Below are 19217 nucleotides of genomic sequence, written 5' to 3' on the forward strand. Positions count from 1 at the left end.
AGTGTGCACATCCCTGATGATATTCACCCAAATATGACATCTCGGCAAATTGCTCCTGCATTGCTCTACCTTCCGCCATCCATGGCGGTCGCATGTCATATTGAAAATGCCTTGCCAAGCAGTGCTCGTCTCAAGACGGCATTTCCCCCTGATGATGCTCACCCAAACTCGCCATCCTTGGCTCGTTGAAAAATGGAGCGGAACGGTGTTCCTAAAAAGACCATTTTTCCCCCATGCGAGAGTAGACAGAAAATGTTCCAGACACTTTTCTGCACTTCCACCATCCATATAGGTCGCACGGGGTGCCCCGCACACTGCTGGAAGGCCAGCCCAGCAGGGTCCTATTTAGAAGAAGGGCTATCCGAAAGAGTAGCCTTTTGCATTCAGGTGTTGGGTAAATTAAAGTAGTCAACTGTAAATTTTTGTTAGGAAGTTGATAGAGTTAGAATATCTGTCTAGAAGCGCCTAGGTTATCCTTAGATAACCTAGGCCAGTACTTAAATACCATCAATTAGATAACTGCAAATGAGTACTGGTAGTGTTTAATGAGGGGGGCCGTGGATGAGTTGTAATTGGTCAGGGGCTTCGTATTATTTGAAGTGTTATGCTAACTCAAGGAGTATCTTGCAATAGGCTAGGTGTAACTAAGTTACTCTGTTGTTTTATCTCTTGCTAGGAGTGTAATTGCCGCTTCCTTGACTGATTTATTATGATATAGAACTAAATATATTTGTTCACATATAGGCATTTCAACACCAATTCGCCCACTTAAAATATGTACTTCTTTAGTGTTTTTATATCCTTCTACAACTTGGCCGATTTCAGATATAGCCTCGTCAATGGATGCGCCCTTCCCTAAAGCTAAGCCAAATCTTCGATTTCGAGACTGATTGTCGGTACAAGTTAATACCAAATCACCTAAGCCTGCCATGCCTGTAAAGGTTTCGGGTTTTGCACCCATTTTGATACCTAGTCTGGTAAGCTCAGCTAACCCTCTAGTAATCAGTGCTGTTCTAGCATTAGAACCAAAACCTAAACCATCAGCTAAACCTGCGCCAATAGCAATGACATTTTTAACGGCTCCACCTAACTGAATGCCAATGAAGTCATTATTTTTATAAACTCTAAATGTACTAGAGCAATGTAGTTTGTTTGAAAACTCAGTCGCTAGGGTCTCATCAGTAGAGCTTAAAGAAATCGCTGTAGGGAGGCCTGCGGCCATTTCTTTGGCGAATGTCGGGCCAGAAAGAGCTGCAAAAGGTAGATCTTTACCTAATATTTCAACTGCTACTTCATGTAGTAGTCTTCCTGTTTCAGGCTCTAATCCTTTCGTTGCCCAAATAATTCGATGCTCTGGGGTTAAATAAGGCTGTATGTTTTTTAATGTTTCTGCAAATGCACTGCTTGGAACTACAACTAAAATATCATGACTGGATGCTACTGCTTTTTGTAAGTTAGGCTCTAATGATAATGAGTCAGGGAATGTAAAACCAGATAGGTATTTTTCATTTGTTCTAGTTCTAGACATAGAATCAATATGGTTTTTATTTCGCCCCCATAAAGTTGTTGTTACTTTATTTCTAGAAAGGCAAAACGCTAGAGCGGTACCGTAAGATCCCGCTCCTAAAACGCATACAGAGTTCAATGCGTCGGTATCCGTTTACGCATCAAGCTTCTGAGGAGCTTGGTCTTGTTGAGCACGCTTTTGCATATATGCTGCAAATACCTGATTGAAATCTACAGGCGCTAAATTTAGTGGAGGAAAAGTTCCTCTATTAACTAAATTTGAGATTGCTTCGCGGGCATATGGAAACAATGTATTTGGACAAAATGCACCAATCATTTGCGCAATATTTTGCTCAGGCATTTGACCTATGCTGAATATACCTGCTTGCTGAACTTCACACAGGAAAGCAGTTTCATCACCAATTGATGCTGTTACGGTAACAGATAAAACAACTTCATATAGACCTTCACTGATTGGGTTACTTTTTGTGTCTAAGTCTAATTTTACTTCTGGTTTCCATTCTTTTTGGAACATAGCTGGTGAATTAGGTGCTTCAAATGAAATATCTTTAGTATAAATTCTTTGAATTGCGAATTGAGGGCCTTGAGCCGCTGGCTGCTCTGCAGCTTCGTTAGGTTGATTTTCGTCAGCCATTGTAATGTCCTTCCACTTTAGTTGATTAGTTAGCTAATAGGCTATCTAGTTTATTTTTCGCTTCTAATGCAAACAAGTCATCACAACCGCCTACATGCTTATTGTTAATAAATATTTGAGGTACAGTAGAGCGACCTTCCGCAAGACTTATCATCTCACCACGTAACTCGGGCTGTACTTCAATATCAATTTCTTTGAAATTCACTTGTTTGTCAGTCAATAGAGCTTTTGCCTTATGACAATAGGGACAGTATCCTTTTGTATATATAATTACGTTACTCATTGCTGTTCTCGATACTACTTAGTAATTGGTAAGTTGGCACTTTGCCAAGCGTTAAAGCCACCTTTTAATGTTACAACATTCTCAAACCCTGCTTTCAACATTTGTGCAGCCGTTCGTTTTGATGTCATGCCCATGGCACAGATAACAATTATGGGTTTGTCTTTTAATTTTTCAAGGGGGCTAAAGTCTGCCTTATTTACCAAATCAGCTTTGATTTGTTTAGAGCCCAACACATGGCCTTTCTTAAATTCAGCTACAGGGCGAATATCTAAAATATATGCGTCCTCTTTATTCATAAGTAAAGTAGCTTCGTGAGTACCTAAATCTTTTACTGAAGAGAGTTGCCCAGCAACGATTGAATAAACTAATGCCACTGAAATGGCAGCAAACAAACCAGACAATATGTAGTGGTTAGTAACAAATTCTATTAATTGATCCATATGGATTGAGTCTCTTTACGTAATTACTTAAAAAAATGAGGCCAAAGTATATAGAATTTGTTGATAGAAACTAGCCCCCAAATACTTTGATATTATAAGCGATGAATAACTTATTGTTATCCATTTAGTTTTTTAGGTGAAATGGTCGTGACGAGCACCGCCAGTAAAGATACCATTAGTGTTATTCAAGTAAACGTTGAAATTAGGGTTTAAGCACCAATCAACTTTAAATGCATAGTTCATTCAAGAGGATTAGATAATGACCGAGAAAAAAAAGACCACAGCGTTAATTATATTAGACGGCTGGGGCCATCGTGAAGACTTAACTAGCAATGCAATTGCACATGCTAACACCCCTGTATTAGATGGTTTATGTGATTCTTACACTAATACCTTGATTTCAGGCTCTGGTATGGATGTTGGTTTACCGCCAGGTCAAATGGGAAATTCTGAAGTAGGCCACGTAAATTTAGGTGCTGGAAGAGTGGTTTATCAAGACTTTACGCGTGTGACTAAAGCAATAGATGATGGTGATTTTTATGAAAATCCAATCTTAACTAGCAACCTTGATAAAGCGATTACTCAAGATAAAGCTATTCACGTAATGGGGTTATTGTCTGCAGGTGGAGTCCATAGCCATCAAGACCATATTTTTGCTTTGTTAACAATGGCGGCGAAACGTGGTGCTAAGAAGTTATATCTTCACGCTTTCTTAGATGGGAGAGACACTCCGCCAAGAAGCGCTAAAAAGCCACTTGAAGCGGCAGATGCCTTGTTTAAAGATCTAGGTGTCGGTAAAACTGCAACATTAGTTGGCCGTTATTATGCGATGGACCGTGACGCTCGTTGGGATCGCGTAGAGAAAGCTTATAACCTCATAGCAAATGCAACAGGTAGTTGTGCTGCTGAGAATGCAATTGAAGCCTTAGATGCATCTTATGCTAGAGATGAGAATGACGAGTTTATGCAAGCCACCGTTATTGGTGACGCTTGCCCTGTTGAAGAAGGCGATTCAGTCTTTTTTATGAACTTCAGGGCAGATAGAGCTCGTGAAATTAGTCGTCCGTTTGTTGAAGTAGACTTCAATGAGTTTCCTAAAAGTAAACATATTAATGTAAGTGCTTTTGTTACGTTGACACAATACGCAGAGAGCATCGATGCCCCTTCAGCATATCCACCTGTACCACTCGTTAATGTTATGGGGGATTGGCTTGCACAAAATCATAAAACTCAGTTGCGCATTTCAGAAACAGAAAAATACGCTCATGTAACATTTTTCTATAGTGGTGGGCGTGAGGAGCTTTATGAAGGTGAAGAACGTATTTTGATCCCTTCACCTAAAGTAGCAACTTACGACTTGCAACCAGAAATGAACTCTGAAGAACTCACCGATAAATTGGTCGAGGCAATAAAATCTGGTAAGTTTGATGCCATCATATGCAATTATCCTAATGGTGACATGGTAGGTCATACTGGTAACTTTGACGCCGCAGTAAAAGCTTGTGAAGCTGTTGATTCATGTATTGCAAGAATTGTAGAAGCGATTAAAGAAAATGGTGGGGACTGTTTAATTACGGCTGATCACGGTAATGCAGAAAAAATGCAAGATGAACAAACAGGACAAGCACATACCGCACATACTAGTGAATTGGTTCCTTTCATTCATGTTGGAAAAAAATCAATTGCTAGAGAAGGCGGAACATTGAGTGATGTAGCCCCTACTATGTTGCATTTGATGGGGATGCCACAACCTAGCGAAATGACAGGAACACCTATTGTGACCTTGGCTTAGGCTTTTGAAACCGTTTGTCATTAAACAACCATCGAAACTAAGCCGTTTATTTCGCAGCTTAGTTTCGATAGTGTTTTTATTGCTAGCAACGACTCCCCAACTTTTGGCTCAAGAAAAAAGTGATTTAGAGTTAATTCAAAAACAAATTGAAGATAAAAAGAAACAAATAGCAAAACAGCTAAACGAAGCCAAAAAGCTTCAAGAGAATTTAAAAAAAATAGAACTAAATGTTGCTCAAACCGCTAAAAGTTTAAATCATACAGATAACCAAATAGCTAATAATCAAAAAGAGCAAGCAAAGTTACTGAAGCAGCAAGAAGAATATCAAGATGCATTAAATCAACAAAAATCTGAATTAGCTAAGCAGATTCGAAGCGCTTATATGACAGGTAATTATGATTTTGCAAAAATGCTGCTAAACCAAGAAGATGCAGCTAATTTTGAACGAAGTATTACTTATTACCAGTATTTAAATAAAGCCAGAAAAGAGCAAATTGACAGTTTTAATGTCTTAGTCAAAGATTTAAAATTAGTTAGAGAAAAATTAATAGAAGGGCAGTCAGAACTGGAACGCCTCAAATACCAGCAAGTATCAGAGCAAAACGTTTTGAAAAAACAATTAGCGAGTAGGCAAGTCACAATGACTAAACTACAAGCTTCTATAGAGTCTGATGAAGCTAAAATAGCCCAATTACAAGTCAATGAAAAAAATCTAACGGAGGCATTAGCTAGAGCCCAGCAAAGGGTTGCCCAGCAAAGTGTCAGCTTAAATGGTTTAAGTAAACAAAAAGGCAGTTTGTTGATACCCGCTAAGGGCACCTTACGTAAAATGTTTGGTCGATTTAGGCAGGGGCAAATAAAGTGGAAGGGTATCGTTATTTACGGTAACTCTGGCGATGACGTAATTGCTATACATGATGGAAAAGTATTATACGCAGATTGGTTAAGAGGCTTTGGATTAGTCACTGTCTTAGATCATGGAGATGGTTTTATGAGCTTGTATGGGCATAACCAAGCGCTACTAAAGCAAGTTGGTGATTCGGTAACTGCTGGTGAATCTGTTGCTCTTTTAGGCCAAAGTGGTGGTCAGAGTCGACCTAATTTATATTTTGAAATTCGCCATAAAGGCAAACCTGTCAATCCAGTTTCTTGGTTGAAACTTTAAAGGCTTTAATCACTCATAATTAATAAGTCTATGAATTACTTAGTTTTTTGTGATTTTAAATTAGCCCCTAATTAAAGAAGAGATTAATCATTATTCAATGCGTTTCCTTATAAGCTTTTTATTATTGACCATCACCGTTTCAGTGCAATCATCACAAATTGTTTTGATTATTGATGATATGGGAAACAAATCACAAGATGCAGAAGCGTTTTCATTACCTGAAAATATTGCCTTTGCTATCCTTCCCAATAAGGCACTAACTAAAAGCTTTTCCGAAAAAGCTGCGATACAGCACAGAGAAGTGATTCTGCATATGCCTATGGAATCTTTGGGTGGCGTGAAACAAGAACAAGGTGTTTTATTGTCTAATATGTCTGCCACAGATATTCTGAGTAGCCTACAAAATGCATTAGACAGTGTTCCTAATGCTATTGGATTAAATAATCATATGGGAAGCAAGTTTACGCAACTATCATTTCCCTTATCTGTGACAATGGAGTTTTTATTAGATAAAGGCTTGTTTTTTGTTGATAGTCGAACTACTCGATACAGTAAAGCTCAACGCATAGCTGAGCAGGTTGGTGTACCAAATATTATGAGGCATGTATTTCTAGATCATGTAGTTGAGTTAAAAGAAATTGAAATCCAATTTAACCGGTTAATTGAACTATCAAAAAAGAATGGGTATGCAGTAGGAATCGCACATCCTCATCCAGAAACTTTAAATTTTCTGAAAGGGCATTTACCTGAACTTAAGAAACAACAGATAACATTGTCTAAGCTGAGTGATATTTTGCCAAAGTACACTGCTTCATTACCACTTTCATTTAAGGATTAATCTATGGCTGCTGCAAACTTACTTGCTTTAATTGATGATATCGCGACTATTTTAGATGATGTCGCTGTGCTTTCAAAGGTTGCAGCTAAAAAAACGGCTGGAGTACTAGGCGATGATTTAGCGTTGAATGCGGAGCAGGTTTCCGGTGTCAAAGCTGAGAGAGAATTACCGGTCGTGTGGGCCGTGGCAAAGGGCTCATTTTTAAATAAACTGATTTTAGTGCCTTCAGCTCTTTTAATTAGCGCATTTTTACCTTGGCTAATTACCGTACTCTTAATACTCGGTGGTTTATATTTATGTTTTGAAGGAGTCGAAAAGCTTGCTCACAAATTTTTGCATTCAAAAGAAGAGCGAGATGAAGAACATAAACAAAAGTTACAGGCCGTTGCTGATCCTCAAGCGGACTTGGTGGCATTAGAAAGAAATAAAATAAAAGGAGCAATTCGTACCGATTTTATTTTATCAGCAGAAATTGTAGTGATTGTATTAGGTACGGTACAAGCCGAACCCTTTATGACTCAAGTTGCAGTGGTTTCACTACTGGCCATTGCAATAACAGTTGGAGTATACGGGTTGGTAGCAGGTATTGTTAAACTAGACGATGCAGGTTTATATTTGCTAAGAAAGTCGGTTACTGGTGGCTTTAATACTTTTCAGAGAGCCTGCGGTCGTGCTTTATTAATAGTGGCTCCGCTGTTGATGAAGACACTATCTGTAGTGGGGACCGCTGCTATGTTTTTAGTCGGCGGGGGAATTTTGGTTCACAGTATTTCAATTATTCATCATTTGTTAGAACCTATGCTCCTTACCTTCGAAGGCATACAGTTTATTTCTATATTAGCCCCAATTTTACTTGAAGGTTTAGTTGGTGTAATAGCTGGTGCTATCGTATTAATTGTTTTTACCGTTATAAAAAGAATAAAGCGCTAACTTTAGTTAACGATTGAAATTTGTTCGTCTTAACTGGATATGACCTCTTGTATATTTTTTGAAATGTTATACTATAACGCCCCGAAAATTGGAGTGGTATCTTAATGCAAGTTAATAATGATAGAAGCTTACTAGACAGACTAGGTATATGGGCCTCAAGTTTGTGTGCACTACATTGCTTGTTGTTACCTGTGCTTATTCCTATTATTCCTTTTATAGGTGCGTCATTTTTTGCCCAAGGGTGGTTTGAGAGAACTATTTTATCTATCTCAATGGTAGTTGGTTTTTGGGCTTTGTTTTCAGGTTTTTACCGTTATCATAGACAGCTCTACCCTTTATACAGTTTAGCTTTAGGTGGTGTAATTTACTGGAATAAAGATATGTTTGGTGAGTCTTACGAACCTTTTACAGTGGCTATAGGTGCAATATTAATTGTAGGGGCGCACATTGTTAACCTGAAACTTTGCCAAAGCTGTCAGGACTGCAACTCTGGGTGTGCAAGCTCCTAACTAACCTTGATAAATTAGGTTAACAAGCAGGCTTTAGGTTTCATTATTTTTACAGGTTCCTAATTTTTTTTGTGCCTCTTTATCTTTGCTCAATACCTGCTTTAAATCCTCAGTGCGTTGCTTGATTGCCACGCCGTAACTATGATCGTCCCCCCACAATTCAGCTAACGTCGTTAAGGATTCGATATCGTGTTCTGCAAATAGTTTACCCGCTCTTTGTGACTCAGTTTCGTTATTTCCTAACAGTGTTAAGGCTTGTACTCCTAAGTTGAGCGCTGAGTCGAAGGTTTCACGTTTAAATGTTGTAATGCCTAGATTCATTAATTGATATGCGTGGCGACGGTCAATAGCTCGTGCAGCAATTTTTAAACTTGGATAATACTTTTGGGCAATTTTTACTATCTCTAGTATTTTGTCAGCATCGTCAATTGCAATTACCAATAATTGTGCATCGCTTGCCCCCGAAGCTTCTAGCAAGTCTCCCCGAGCTGCATCTCCGTAGTAAACTTTACTACCAAAACGTCTTAATAGATCTATTTGGTTGGGGCTATGGTCCAAAATAGACAAGTGATAACCCTGTGCTGTTAGTAAACGGCCAATTACTTGACCAAAACGCCCATAGCCAGCAATGATTACATTTTTAGTCGCTTCAATTTTCTCTGGGGAGTCGAATTTCGGTTGCTTACTATTTCCATTATTGATGATTTTCTCGCAGAGCATCATTAACATTGGGGCCATTAGCATGGAAATAGCTACGACAAGAGTCGTCAGTTTAGTTTGTTCTGTAGTTAAAATTTCTAAGGAGCTGGTAAGTGAAAGTAGTACAAAAGCAAATTCTCCACCTTGCGCTAAGGCAACCGTAAATAGTAATTGCTGCTTACTTTTAATTTTAAACAACCATGCCAGAGCCCATAAAACTAGTGCTTTAATTGTAATAAGTGCGATCACAAACAAGCTTACATTGTAAAACTCAGAGACAAACAATGGGAAGTCTATTGATGCACCAACTGTGATAAAAAACAATCCTAAAAGCAAGCCTTTGAATGGTTCAATGTCTACTTCTAACTCACGTCTAAATTCACTCTCTGCCAAGACCACTCCAGCCAAAAATGTTCCTAGAGCAGGTGATAAGCCAATTTTTTGCATCAAAACAGCAATAGCAATAACTAAAAATAATGCAAACATTGTAAACACTTCACGTATCCGTGTTTCTGCAATATAACGGAATACGGGAGCTGCAATGTATTTTCCAGCAAATACAATTGCCGCGATGATTGCCAAAGAAACAATCACCTGTATGGAAGCTGAATAATGTTCAATTAGATTAGTATGGTTAGGTGTAGCGTTGGTCAAGTCCGAAAAGGCAACTAAGGGCAACAAAGCTAAAATCGGAATGACGGCAATATCTTGGAATAAAAGTACAGAAAAGGCGTTTTGCCCAGCTTCTTGCTTAATCCAACCTTTTTCTGTCAAGGTTTGCACTGCAATAGCTGTAGACGATAGAGATAACATTAGCCCTATTGCTAGCGCAGTCTCCCACCTTAGCTTTAAAACTAAGTGAACAGCTATAAAAAACAAAGCACTGGTTAGTAAAACTTGTAAACCTCCTAACCCCACAATTGAGTGACGTAACTTCCATAATCGGGCTGGCTGTAACTCTAAACCGACTAAAAACAGCATCATGACTACCCCAAACTCCGCAAAATGCATTGCATCAGTCTGGTCACCAACTAGCCCTAAAACAAAAGGACCTATGAGTATTCCTGCAATTAAATAACCAAGTACAGAGCCCAACCCTAAACGTTTGGCGATTGGCACAGCTACAATAGCTGCTACTAAGTAAATAAGTGCCATTTCTAACATCATTTTCCCTTGTCATTAGTGTTGTGGTATTGAGTGTATTACAAGCTGTGCTACGTTATTTATAACATGGTTAGTTGAATTGAGCTTCTCCTCTTGGGAGAGTGAGAATAGGAGTGTTGCCAATTTTAATCGGGTTGTAGAATATCAGTATTTCTATTTGTAGGGTTATTTCCCGTGAAGTTTTTGAGCACTAATTGTTTCATATATGGCAGCTGATATAACTAATACACCCCCTAAAAATGTTTGCCAATTGGGCTGCTCATTCAAAATGACTATGGCCATGATCGTCCCCCAAAATGGCTGCATGCAGGCTACTAGAGAAAAGGTTTTTGCGCGTAAATGCCGTAAACTGGCTGCTATAAGGGCATGGGGTAACGCAGTTAAAAAAGTACCTAAAACTAAAAGCCAAATATAAGTATGCTTATCAGCTGTGAACAATTGCTCTGAAGAAAAAAAGCTCAGGCATACAAATATAACAAGTGTTTGGTAAGCCATTGCGTGAGCACCAGAATAATGGGAAAAATGTTTCCTATGGATTAGATTTCTAAGTGCGTATAACAGAGCTGAAACCACCCCGATTAAAATGCCTAAGGTGACGTCATTATCTAAAGAAATCTCTGGAACAATTAGACAAATTCCAAACAATACAATCAAAGCACTAAATAGGTCTTGCCAAACTAAGCGTATTTTTTCAAAAAAAGGTTCAAGCAATACGGTAATGACGGGGAAAGTAAACAAGGCTATCATTCCTACAGATACAGAAGAGTATTGCATCGCTGCGAAATAAGTAACCCAATGAGCAGCCATTAGAAGGCCAAGAATTAGAGCTACTCCATAATCTTTCTTACTATGTAGCCTTATTTTATGTTTCGTGAGTTTTAGAATAACCACTAACATCAGGCACGCAACAATTGAACGTCCAAAGGTAATATCAATGGCCGATAACGGTATTATTTTCGAGAAAAGCGCTGTGGCCCCTAATAAAACTACAGTGAAGTGCAGAGAAATTAAGCTTTTTTTAACGGGATCCACTTAGTTATTTCTTAATTGTTGCAAAAACGTCGCCGAGGCGCGTAACGTCTCCCGCTACTAATTCTGCGAAATCTATCGTGTTAGCTTCAAAGCAAGCAACAATAGTTGAGCCCAACTTAAAGAGGCCCATTTCTTCACCTTTTTTGATGGTTACAGCGTTTTCACCTTGGTCGGGATATTTCCAATGCTGTACGGTTTTCCCTGTTGGTGGTGAGATTGTACCGGCCCATTTAGTTTCTATGCTAGCAACAATCGTTGCCCCTACTAAAACCATGGCCACTTTTCCAATTTCGGTATCAAAAATAGCGACTACACGTTCGTTTCTAGCGAACAAGCCTGGTACTCGTTCTGCAGTTAGCGGGCTAACTGAAAATAACTCACCAGGAACATATATCATATCGGTTAGTTGGCCATCAATAGGCATGTGAATGCGGTGATAGTCTTTTGGTGATAGGTATATCGTGGCAAATTTCCCCCCTAAGAAAGGTTGGGCTATTTCAGGCTTGCCTCCTAGTAAAGTGGTTAAACTATAATCGTGGCCTTTTGCTTGAAAAATAGAGTCAAAGTTTATATCGCCTAATTGGCTCACTGCTCCATCTACCGGAAGGGCCAATTGATTTTCATCGGCACAAATAGTTCTAGCATCGGCTTTTAATAATCGTGTAAAAAAAGCATTAAAAGATGGATAAGACCCTGGATCTGATTCTAACGCCTCAGCCATATCAACTTTGTATTGCTTGATAAAAAGCTTAATGATAGCCGTAGTAAGAGCTCCGGCCTCAGCAGCTGCGAGTTTCCCAATCAATCTAGATAGTAGGTGCTTAGGGGTAATGTACTGCAGTGCAATTTTTAATGAATCCAACAAAATTAAAATCCTAGCTTATAATCCATCTAAAATTGTACCTGAATATTTTAGTAGGTGTATTTTTCACTAAGTTCAATAGGCTATATGCTAGTAGAATTTAAAGTTCTAATGCTCTGGGTTATTTGGCGTGAGATGGGCGAAGTTCGTCCATATTTGCCAGTATTTTATGATAACTGAGATATCGCTGTTGACTTATATTGCCATCATTTACTGCTTTTTTTATTAGGCAGCCTGGGTCGTCACCATGTTTACAGTCTCTGAATTTACAGCCTCCTAAATAGTCTCTAAATTCTTTAAAACCATAGGTCAAACGCTCAGATGGCAGATGCCAAAGTGCGAACTCTCGAACACCAGGAGAATCTATTAAGTCACCACCCGCTGGGAAGTGCAGAAGCTTTGCCGTGGTGGTTGTGTGTTGGCCTAAACCTGAGTTGTCCGAAATGTCACCAATTACTTCGTCGGCATCGGGTAATAGGGCATTAATCAAACTAGACTTCCCAACACCTGATTGACCCACAAAAACACTCACTTTATCTTTTAAACAAGCTGCTAATTGCTCAATTCCTGCTTGTGTTTTACAGCTGGTATAGACAATTTGATAACCTATATCTCGATAGGTGTTGAGTTGCTCTTCGACTTCACTTTTTTGCTGTTCGTTAAGTAATTCAACTTTATTCAGCAAGATAACAGGGGTAATTTCAACATCCTCAGAAGCCACCAAGTACCTATCGATTATATTCAAAGACAAGGTTGGCAGTACCGAGCTGACAATAATAATTTGATCGATATTTGCAGCAATAGGTTTAACACCGTCGTAAAAGTCTGGTCGTGTAAGTACCGATTTTCTATCCAGAACCGCTTCAATAATACCGCTAATGGTGAGTGTCTGATCTTTTCCTGGACGAAATAACACTTCATCTCCGCAGACTACACTACCTATGGTCCGTCTCATATGGCATCTATGAGTTATGCCAGCAGTATCTTCAACATCAGCGTGTTTTCCAAACCGACCAATAACACGTCCAGTTTGTTGTTCACCTAACTGGCTATCTTCAAGTTCTGACTTTTTGGAGGGCTCAGATAGACGTTTAGAACGGTTTACTGAAACTTGACGTTTTTGACGATGAGTAAGTTTTGGTTTTTTTGCCACGTTAATCTTTGCTGTATTTAATACTATTTCTAGTATCATGTTACCGTTTGGTTGGCTTTAAACCAAACACTATCAAGCATTCTTCTTAAACTCAGGAGCGACAATGTCAGTAAATAATGAAAATTTGGTTTGGATTGATATGGAAATGACCGGACTTGAGCCTGAAACTGATGTTGTACTAGAAATAGCTACAATAGTGACAGACAAAAATCTAAACATCCTAGCAGAAGGTCCAGTGTTGGCGATCCATCAGCCAGACAGCATATTAAATGGTATGGATGAGTGGTGTACCAATACCCATGGAAAGTCTGGATTAACAACTAGGTGTCAGCAGAGCACTATTACTGTAGAACAGGCTGTTGCACAAACGATTCAATTTTTAGAGCTTTACGTTCCTAAAGGTGTATCCCCTTTGTGTGGAAATACTATTGGGCAAGACCGCCGTTTTTTAGTCAAGTACATGGCAGAGTTGGAAGCATACTTTCATTACAGAAGTGTAGATGTGAGCACAATTAAAGAATTGGTTCGCCGTTGGAAACCCGAGTTGTTAGATGGTTTTCACAAAAAAGGAGTGCATTTAGCACTAGACGATATTCGTGAGTCTATCGCCGAAATGGCTTATTACCGCCAACATGTTTTTAATATTTAAGTCTTACTTTGCTGTAGTTGTATAATTCTTGAATCATTTGCTGAGTATTTATGCAAATGATAAGAAAAATGAAAAAAACTCCTTTTTAGACTTGCATCAGAATTTAATTTTTGTAAAATGCGCCTCCGTTTTGGGTAACCACAATCTGGAACGGGCGCAAGAAAATTAAGCGGGAATAGCTCAGTGGTAGAGCACAACCTTGCCAAGGTTGGGGTCGCGAGTTCGAATCTCGTTTCCCGCTCCAATTTTTGTAAAGCTACTTTTGATTTTTTATCTCTTCTCTATTTTTTACAGACTATGTAAACCACTATAGTTCCAAGCTATTTTACTTCAGTTAAATATATTTACCTTGCTTCAATTAAGTGAAATTAAACACCCGTTAATTTTCAAAAAATGCATAAATATTAAATCTACATTGCACTTTTATGGTGTTTTGGTGTTTTTTGTTGGTGCGAAAGGGGAATTTATTGAATATTTTGCACTGTATTTGTGAGATTATTCGTTTCGCTAATATTTGTTTTTAAAAAACCTAAAGAAGAAGTGAATAAGTATTCAGCAACTAGCATTAAAAAAGCCCCTTTAACTCTTCAGGTTAAGTAATGTCGGCACAGTATGTGCTGAAGGGGAATTGAACCGCATCGGATCGCGCAACATAACTACAAAGATTAACCCAACTTCTTATTTTTACAAAAAACGAGACTTAAATGACCAACAAATCACACAGAAAAGCATTTAGCTATTCAGCTATTGCGTTAGCAGTATCTGTTAACTTTTTACCAAATGTCGCTATTGCCCAAGACCAAGAAGCTCAAATCGAAACCATTCAAATTACAGCCACCAGAAGAACAGGGACTGTTCAGGATGCCCCTTTAAATATCACAGCTTTAACTTCTGATACCTTAGCAGAACAGAATATTTCTGATTTGGATGATGTTGCTCGCTGGGTACCAGGTTTGACAGTAACTGACCAGGGTGGTCGTAGTGATTCTCCTATTATTGTTCGTGGATTGAATACCAATTCATCTGGTCCATCATCAGATGGTGGAACTGTGGCAACTTATGTGGGTGAAATCCCTCTATTCATTAATTTACGCCTAAATGATATTGAGAGAGTAGAAGTGTTAATTGGTCCACAAGGGACATTGTATGGTGCCGGAACATTAGGTGGGGCTATTCGTTACATCCCAAAACAAGTGGAGCTGGACGTAACTGAAGGGCAAGTATATGGAGATTTATTCTCACAATCAGAAAGCGCCAGTTTAGGTGGTGAAGCTGGTTTTATTTTTAATACGCCCTTAATTGAAGATGAGCTAGGTGTCAGAGTTTCTGTTAATAGATACCATAATCCAGGCTTTATTGATTATAACTATGTTGTAAAAGACGGTGGTGTATCCCTGCCTGATCCAGATTGGACTGATCAATCGTCGATTGATGAAAACCTTAAGCAGGTTGAAGACGCAAACGGCGAAGATACTTTGTCGGCTAAGGTTGCATTACGTTGGCAGCCAAATGAAAAATTTGATGCTACTTTATCTTATTTTTATCAAAACCAAGAAGTAGAAGGGCGCTCGATTACCCATTACAATGCCTTGTCAGATGATAATCCTCTTGCTGATCTAGTTGGAAAATATGAGTCAGCGTACCGCTATGTAGAGCCAAGAGAAAAAGAAGATTCTCTATTAAGTTTAGAAATGAAAGTCGATTTAGGCTTCGCTGAGCTCGTTTCTGCAACGGGTAAGTCTGAATACAATGCTGTGGGCCAGCGAGATCAAACTGACTTACTTATCCGCTTAGATTATAGCTATGAAGAGTTTCCTGCGTTTTCTGCTTATACTCGCGAAGTTGATGAAGTCGAAATCTTAACTCAAGAACTTCGATTGGTTTCAACTAATGATTCTGCACTCTCTTGGATTGTTGGTGGGTTCTATAATAACATTGAAAGTTTTGGTGAAAGCAGTGAGTTTACTCCTGGCTTTGACGAATACGCCATTAATGTATGGGGAGTTGACGGTAATTTAAGACCAGACTCGTTAGAGTATTACTCAGTTGGTTATACTGAAGTGACAGAAAAAGCGTTATTTGGTGAGTTAAGTTATCAGATAAACGATAAGTGGGACGTAACCGTTGGACTTAGAAAGTACGAATACGACGTGACGTCATCATCAGCTGTTGACTTACCTTTATTCTACACAGTGTTTGATGGCCGAGATTCTGACTCTTTAGAGATCGACTTATCTACTGAAAATGCCAGTGACTCTGGTAATTTATTTAAATTCAATACCAGTTATCAATTTACTGATGACTTAATGGGCTACTTTACTGTTAGTGAAGGGTTCAGAATTGGTGGTTCAAATGGTGTGGCTGCATGCCCTGATAATATAGACGAAATAGCAACACAAATAGTCTGCGCCTTACCAAACGAAGTATTGTACACACCAGACACTACCACTAACTATGAGTTAGGTTTCAAGAGTACTTGGTTGAAAAATAAGTTTCACTTTAACGGAGCTCTATTCAACGTAGACTGGGATAACGCTCAAGTATCTGGTGCTACGGTAAATGGTCAACAAACCATTACGTCTAATGCTGCAACTGCAAATTCTAAAGGTGTTGAAATTTCTACTAGGGCAATTTTAAGCGATAGTTTGTCAGCCTATGCCACATACTCTTATACCCAAGCGGAGCTAACAGACGACGCGCTATTCTTGTTTGATATTTTTGTGGATGATGAAGGTGAAGCCATTTTACCTATTCAAGATTATTACGACGGTAAAGATGGTGATCGTCTACCAGGCTCTCCAAAACAACAATTTTCATTTGGTCTAAAATACACCCAAGATATTTTCAATGATAAATTGTTAGATGTTACCTATGGTTTAACCGCTCAAAGTAACGTGTTAACTAAAGTGGGGTCACGGGCTGATGGTGAAGCATTACCAGGTTACGCATTGAGTAACTTGAGCGCTTCTATCTCAGATGATGATTGGGCCGTTACTCTATATATTGACAACATGTTCAATAAATATGCGTATTCGTCTACTCGGAGTAATGTTTCTAGTATTGGCTTAGGGGCTTATCAAGAGGAAAACTATGTAAATGGAACTGACCTTTTGCGTAGTTATGGCCATTATGTGATAAATCCACGTAAAGTTGGTATCAAGTTTACCTATAACTTCGACATGTAAGAAGTTATCTTACTTCAATACTAAATAGGGTACTTTGTGTACCCTTTTTTATTTTTTAGTTAACCATCGAAGCTTTTGCTCATGAATACAAACACCATTCAAACATTACACCGCAATGCTCAGATTGCTCTGAATCAGCGAGACTATGTTAAGGCCCACAGTTATTGCGTAAAGATTATCGAGTTCCAGCCTAATCATGCCGATGCCTATTTTCTGTTAGGTATGATCCATTGCGAAATTGGGCAAATCAAAAAAGCAATAAAGCTAATTCAAAAAGCGCTATCGTTCCAAGTGGTGCCAGAATACCTAGCACACCTAGCTAAGTGTTATTCGCTAATGGGCGATATGGCATCAGTTTTAAATGTTGTGCAAGACATACCTTTAGATATTATTTCTAAACCTCTTACCTTAGACACTCTAGGAGTAGCACTTAGTCGTGTGGGTGATCACACAAAGGCACTAGTGTATTTTGAAAAAGCTTTACAGCTTGAAAAGCATAATCCAGGTTTTTATTACAATTTTGGGGTGTCCTCTAAGTTTGCTGGGTTATTTGAACAAGCTAAACGAGCCTTTAATCAAGCCATTGCATTAGAACCTAAATATTACCAATCACACTTTGCCTTATCTGATTTAGGTGGAATAACCCAATCCTCAAATCATATTGAAAGGCTGCAAGCTTTACTGGATGACAATATCCACCCCGACAATTTACTGCACCTTGGGCACGCCTTAGCCAAAGAGTACGAAGCATTAGGGGAGTATGGCCAAAGTATTGAGATGCTAAACCGGGTTAAAAATAATAAAGCTAGTACTATGAATTATCAGTTCTCTGATGATAAAGAGCTGTTTAGCTATTTAAAAAATGTTAATCAATCAAGCTCAAATACAGAGCAGGGTTGTGACTCTACACAACCTATTTTTATCGTAGGAATGCCGCGCTCAGGGACAACATTAGTGGAGCGAATATTGAGTAATCATAGCCAAGTTAACTCGTGTGGTGAATTACAAGATTTTGGCGTTGCGGTAAAAGAGCTTACTAACACACAGTCGAGAAAAGTGCTTGATGTGGAAACGTTAATGGCAGCGCAACAACTTGATTTTAAAGCTCTCGGTGAACGATACATAGAAACCACAAGTGCGGTGTCGGGTAATACAGCTCACTTTATTGATAAGCTTCCATTTAATTTTTTCTATATAGACCTCATTTCTAAAGCTTTACCCAATGCCAAGATTATTTGTTTGTTGCGGGATCCTATGGATACCTGTATCGGTAACTATAGGCAATTATTTTCAATCAATAGCCCTTATTACAGTTACGCATATAGCTTGAAAACTATTGGGCAGTTTTATTCTGAGTTTTTTGAGCTAGTGCATCAAAGAGTCCAACAAAATGTACCTAATCTTATGATGCTTAACTATCAAGAGCTGGTGGCTGAACCAAGAGCTAAGGTAACTGAGTTACTAGGTTTTTGTGGGCTTGAGTGGCAAGAGCAATGTTTGCATGCTGAAACAAATACTGCGCCCGTTTCTACCGCTAGCAAGGTTCAAGTGCGAGAGCCTATAAATGCTAAGTCAATCGGCCGTTGGAAAAAATTCCGCCCTTATACTGATGAGTTAGAGGCGTTACTTAGAAATAACAAAGTGCTAACAAGGTAATCTATTACTGGCGATAGTTTGAGTATGGCTATTCAATCCACTTCAGTTTTTCCAAAGGATAACCTAAACACCATTTAGCCCGTTCAAGAATAACTCGTGTTTTAATGCGTTCTATTCCCAGTTTTGGATTAGCACTAAGTTCATTACAAGCTTGATTCAAGGCTTTGATGTCTGGAAAGCAAGTGAAAGAAATATAGTCAATATCATCACTTACCCGAACACAATCCATAAATTCAGGGAGCTGGTTAATGGCTTCTTCAAATGCAGCTCTACCATTTACAGTATTGTTGTCTAACTTGAACTCAACGTAAGCCAAAACATGTTCGCATAGTCTGTCTAAATCCATTTCTGTTTGAAAATTGACGAAATATCCTGCTTCTTTTAAAGCTTTAGTTCTTTGAAAGCATGCGCTGGGTGATAAGGCCACTGCATCAGAAAGCTCTTGATTTGATAGGTCAGCGTTTTTATGCAGGGTTGCAAGTATCTTTTTATTGATTGCGTCTAATTTTACTGTTTTATGTTTTTTCATACTGGCAACTGATTAATGCAAAATATCATTTTGATACAAGTAGACCAATAAATACATTCTTTAAATAAAACGGTAATCTTCAATAGATTATTTTTTCAATAGTCCTTTAATATAAGCAAGTCCCGTTTCTTTAAATTGCTGCAAAACCACATACTAAAAATTATAACAAA

Annotated in this window: 17 protein-coding genes and 1 tRNA gene; 9 read left to right on the forward strand and 9 right to left on the reverse strand. The window is 38.6% G+C overall.

Annotated features, from left to right (window positions below):
• Positions 1-649: 649 nt before the first annotated feature.
• The 4 genes from gpsA to EOK74_RS19560 are packed head-to-tail and all read right to left on the reverse strand — an operon-like array spanning position 650 to position 2884.
• Entirely contained in the window at positions 650-1645 is a 996-nt protein-coding gene (gpsA, locus tag EOK74_RS19545) for an NAD(P)H-dependent glycerol-3-phosphate dehydrogenase (RefSeq protein ID WP_133471803.1), read from the reverse strand.
• A gap of 15 nt (positions 1646-1660) precedes the next feature.
• On the reverse strand, positions 1661-2161 hold the full coding sequence (gene secB / locus EOK74_RS19550; RefSeq protein ID WP_133471804.1) for a protein-export chaperone SecB: 501 nt from the start codon (positions 2159-2161) through the stop codon (positions 1661-1663).
• 25 nt (positions 2162-2186) lie between these two features.
• Positions 2187-2444 carry a glutaredoxin 3 gene (gene grxC / locus EOK74_RS19555; protein ID WP_133471805.1) on the reverse strand — a complete coding sequence of 86 codons (258 nt, stop codon included), beginning with the start codon at positions 2442-2444 and terminating at the stop codon, positions 2187-2189.
• Between the two features lie 14 nt (positions 2445-2458).
• Positions 2459-2884 carry a rhodanese-like domain-containing protein gene (locus EOK74_RS19560; protein WP_133471806.1) on the reverse strand — a complete coding sequence of 142 codons (426 nt, stop codon included), beginning with the start codon at positions 2882-2884 and terminating at the stop codon, positions 2459-2461.
• Positions 2885-3143: 259 nt separating this feature from the next.
• Here EOK74_RS19560 and gpmI point away from each other — a divergent pair, with 259 nt between their 5' ends.
• From gpmI to EOK74_RS19585, 5 genes are all read left to right on the forward strand, one after another.
• On the forward strand, positions 3144-4676 hold the full coding sequence (gpmI, locus tag EOK74_RS19565; RefSeq protein WP_133471807.1) for a 2,3-bisphosphoglycerate-independent phosphoglycerate mutase: 1533 nt from the start codon (positions 3144-3146) through the stop codon (positions 4674-4676).
• Between the two features lie 79 nt (positions 4677-4755).
• Positions 4756-5841, forward strand: coding sequence for a murein hydrolase activator EnvC family protein (locus EOK74_RS19570; protein ID WP_420818944.1), 1086 nt, complete (start codon positions 4756-4758; stop codon positions 5839-5841).
• A gap of 124 nt (positions 5842-5965) precedes the next feature.
• On the forward strand, positions 5966-6679 hold the full coding sequence (locus tag EOK74_RS19575) for a divergent polysaccharide deacetylase family protein (RefSeq protein ID WP_239024187.1): 714 nt from the start codon (positions 5966-5968) through the stop codon (positions 6677-6679).
• Between the two features lie 3 nt (positions 6680-6682).
• Positions 6683-7609, forward strand: a complete 927-nt coding sequence (locus EOK74_RS19580) for a DUF808 domain-containing protein (protein WP_133471809.1) — start codon at positions 6683-6685, stop codon at positions 7607-7609.
• Between the two features lie 104 nt (positions 7610-7713).
• Positions 7714-8118, forward strand: coding sequence for a MerC domain-containing protein (locus EOK74_RS19585; RefSeq protein WP_133471810.1), 405 nt, complete (start codon positions 7714-7716; stop codon positions 8116-8118).
• A 33-nt stretch (positions 8119-8151) separates the two neighbouring features.
• Here the strand turns inward: EOK74_RS19585 and EOK74_RS19590 are convergent, their stop codons facing one another.
• From EOK74_RS19590 to rsgA, 4 genes are all read right to left on the reverse strand, one after another.
• Positions 8152-9981, reverse strand: coding sequence for a monovalent cation:proton antiporter-2 (CPA2) family protein (locus EOK74_RS19590; RefSeq protein ID WP_133471836.1), 1830 nt, complete (start codon positions 9979-9981; stop codon positions 8152-8154).
• A 165-nt stretch (positions 9982-10146) separates the two neighbouring features.
• Positions 10147-11013: a DMT family transporter gene (locus EOK74_RS19595; protein ID WP_133471811.1), complete on the reverse strand. Its 867-nt coding sequence runs from the start codon at positions 11011-11013 to the stop codon at positions 10147-10149.
• Positions 11014-11017: 4 nt separating this feature from the next.
• Complete coding sequence (asd, locus tag EOK74_RS19600; protein WP_133471812.1) at positions 11018-11878, reverse strand: archaetidylserine decarboxylase; 861 nt, start codon at positions 11876-11878, stop codon at positions 11018-11020.
• Positions 11879-11996: 118 nt separating this feature from the next.
• Positions 11997-13028 carry a small ribosomal subunit biogenesis GTPase RsgA gene (gene rsgA / locus EOK74_RS19605; protein WP_133471813.1) on the reverse strand — a complete coding sequence of 344 codons (1032 nt, stop codon included), beginning with the start codon at positions 13026-13028 and terminating at the stop codon, positions 11997-11999.
• A 103-nt stretch (positions 13029-13131) separates the two neighbouring features.
• Between rsgA and orn the strand changes: the two genes are divergently transcribed.
• The 4 genes from orn to EOK74_RS19625 all read left to right on the forward strand — a co-directional run bounded on the left by orn (position 13132) and on the right by EOK74_RS19625 (position 18518).
• Entirely contained in the window at positions 13132-13677 is a 546-nt protein-coding gene (gene orn / locus EOK74_RS19610) for an oligoribonuclease (protein WP_133471814.1), read from the forward strand.
• Between the two features lie 169 nt (positions 13678-13846).
• Positions 13847-13921, forward strand: a tRNA-Gly gene (locus EOK74_RS19615).
• Positions 13922-14381: 460 nt separating this feature from the next.
• The gene (locus tag EOK74_RS19620) at positions 14382-16862 is read left to right on the forward strand and encodes a TonB-dependent receptor (RefSeq protein ID WP_133471815.1); all 2481 of its coding nucleotides are present in this window, start codon (positions 14382-14384) and stop codon (positions 16860-16862) included.
• 81 nt (positions 16863-16943) lie between these two features.
• Positions 16944-18518: a tetratricopeptide repeat-containing sulfotransferase family protein gene (locus tag EOK74_RS19625; protein WP_133471816.1), complete on the forward strand. Its 1575-nt coding sequence runs from the start codon at positions 16944-16946 to the stop codon at positions 18516-18518.
• Positions 18519-18546: 28 nt separating this feature from the next.
• Here the strand turns inward: EOK74_RS19625 and EOK74_RS19630 are convergent, their stop codons facing one another.
• Entirely contained in the window at positions 18547-19047 is a 501-nt protein-coding gene (locus tag EOK74_RS19630; protein WP_133471817.1) for an Lrp/AsnC family transcriptional regulator, read from the reverse strand.
• Positions 19048-19217 lie beyond the last annotated feature (170 nt).

The organism is Paraglaciecola marina (genome assembly GCF_004360155.1).
Taxonomy (GTDB): domain Bacteria; phylum Pseudomonadota; class Gammaproteobacteria; order Enterobacterales; family Alteromonadaceae; genus Paraglaciecola; species Paraglaciecola marina.

What these genes read in the sequence shown, in the direction of transcription:
- secB (WP_133471804.1), bottom strand. Translation starts at nt 2,161, where the DNA reads ATGGCTGACGAAAATCAACCTAACGAAGCTGCAGAGCAGCCAGCGGCT.
- grxC (WP_133471805.1), bottom strand. Translation starts at nt 2,444, where the DNA reads ATGAGTAACGTAATTATATATACAAAAGGATACTGTCCCTATTGTCAT.
- EOK74_RS19560 (WP_133471806.1), bottom strand. Translation starts at nt 2,884, where the DNA reads ATGGATCAATTAATAGAATTTGTTACTAACCACTACATATTGTCTGGT.
- gpmI (WP_133471807.1), top strand. Translation starts at nt 3,144, where the DNA reads ATGACCGAGAAAAAAAAGACCACAGCGTTAATTATATTAGACGGCTGG.
- EOK74_RS19580 (WP_133471809.1), top strand. Translation starts at nt 6,683, where the DNA reads ATGGCTGCTGCAAACTTACTTGCTTTAATTGATGATATCGCGACTATT.
- EOK74_RS19585 (WP_133471810.1), top strand. Translation starts at nt 7,714, where the DNA reads ATGCAAGTTAATAATGATAGAAGCTTACTAGACAGACTAGGTATATGG.
- EOK74_RS19590 (WP_133471836.1), bottom strand. Translation starts at nt 9,981, where the DNA reads ATGTTAGAAATGGCACTTATTTACTTAGTAGCAGCTATTGTAGCTGTG.
- orn (WP_133471814.1), top strand. Translation starts at nt 13,132, where the DNA reads ATGTCAGTAAATAATGAAAATTTGGTTTGGATTGATATGGAAATGACC.
- EOK74_RS19620 (WP_133471815.1), top strand. Translation starts at nt 14,382, where the DNA reads ATGACCAACAAATCACACAGAAAAGCATTTAGCTATTCAGCTATTGCG.
- EOK74_RS19625 (WP_133471816.1), top strand. Translation starts at nt 16,944, where the DNA reads ATGAATACAAACACCATTCAAACATTACACCGCAATGCTCAGATTGCT.
- EOK74_RS19630 (WP_133471817.1), bottom strand. Translation starts at nt 19,047, where the DNA reads ATGAAAAAACATAAAACAGTAAAATTAGACGCAATCAATAAAAAGATA.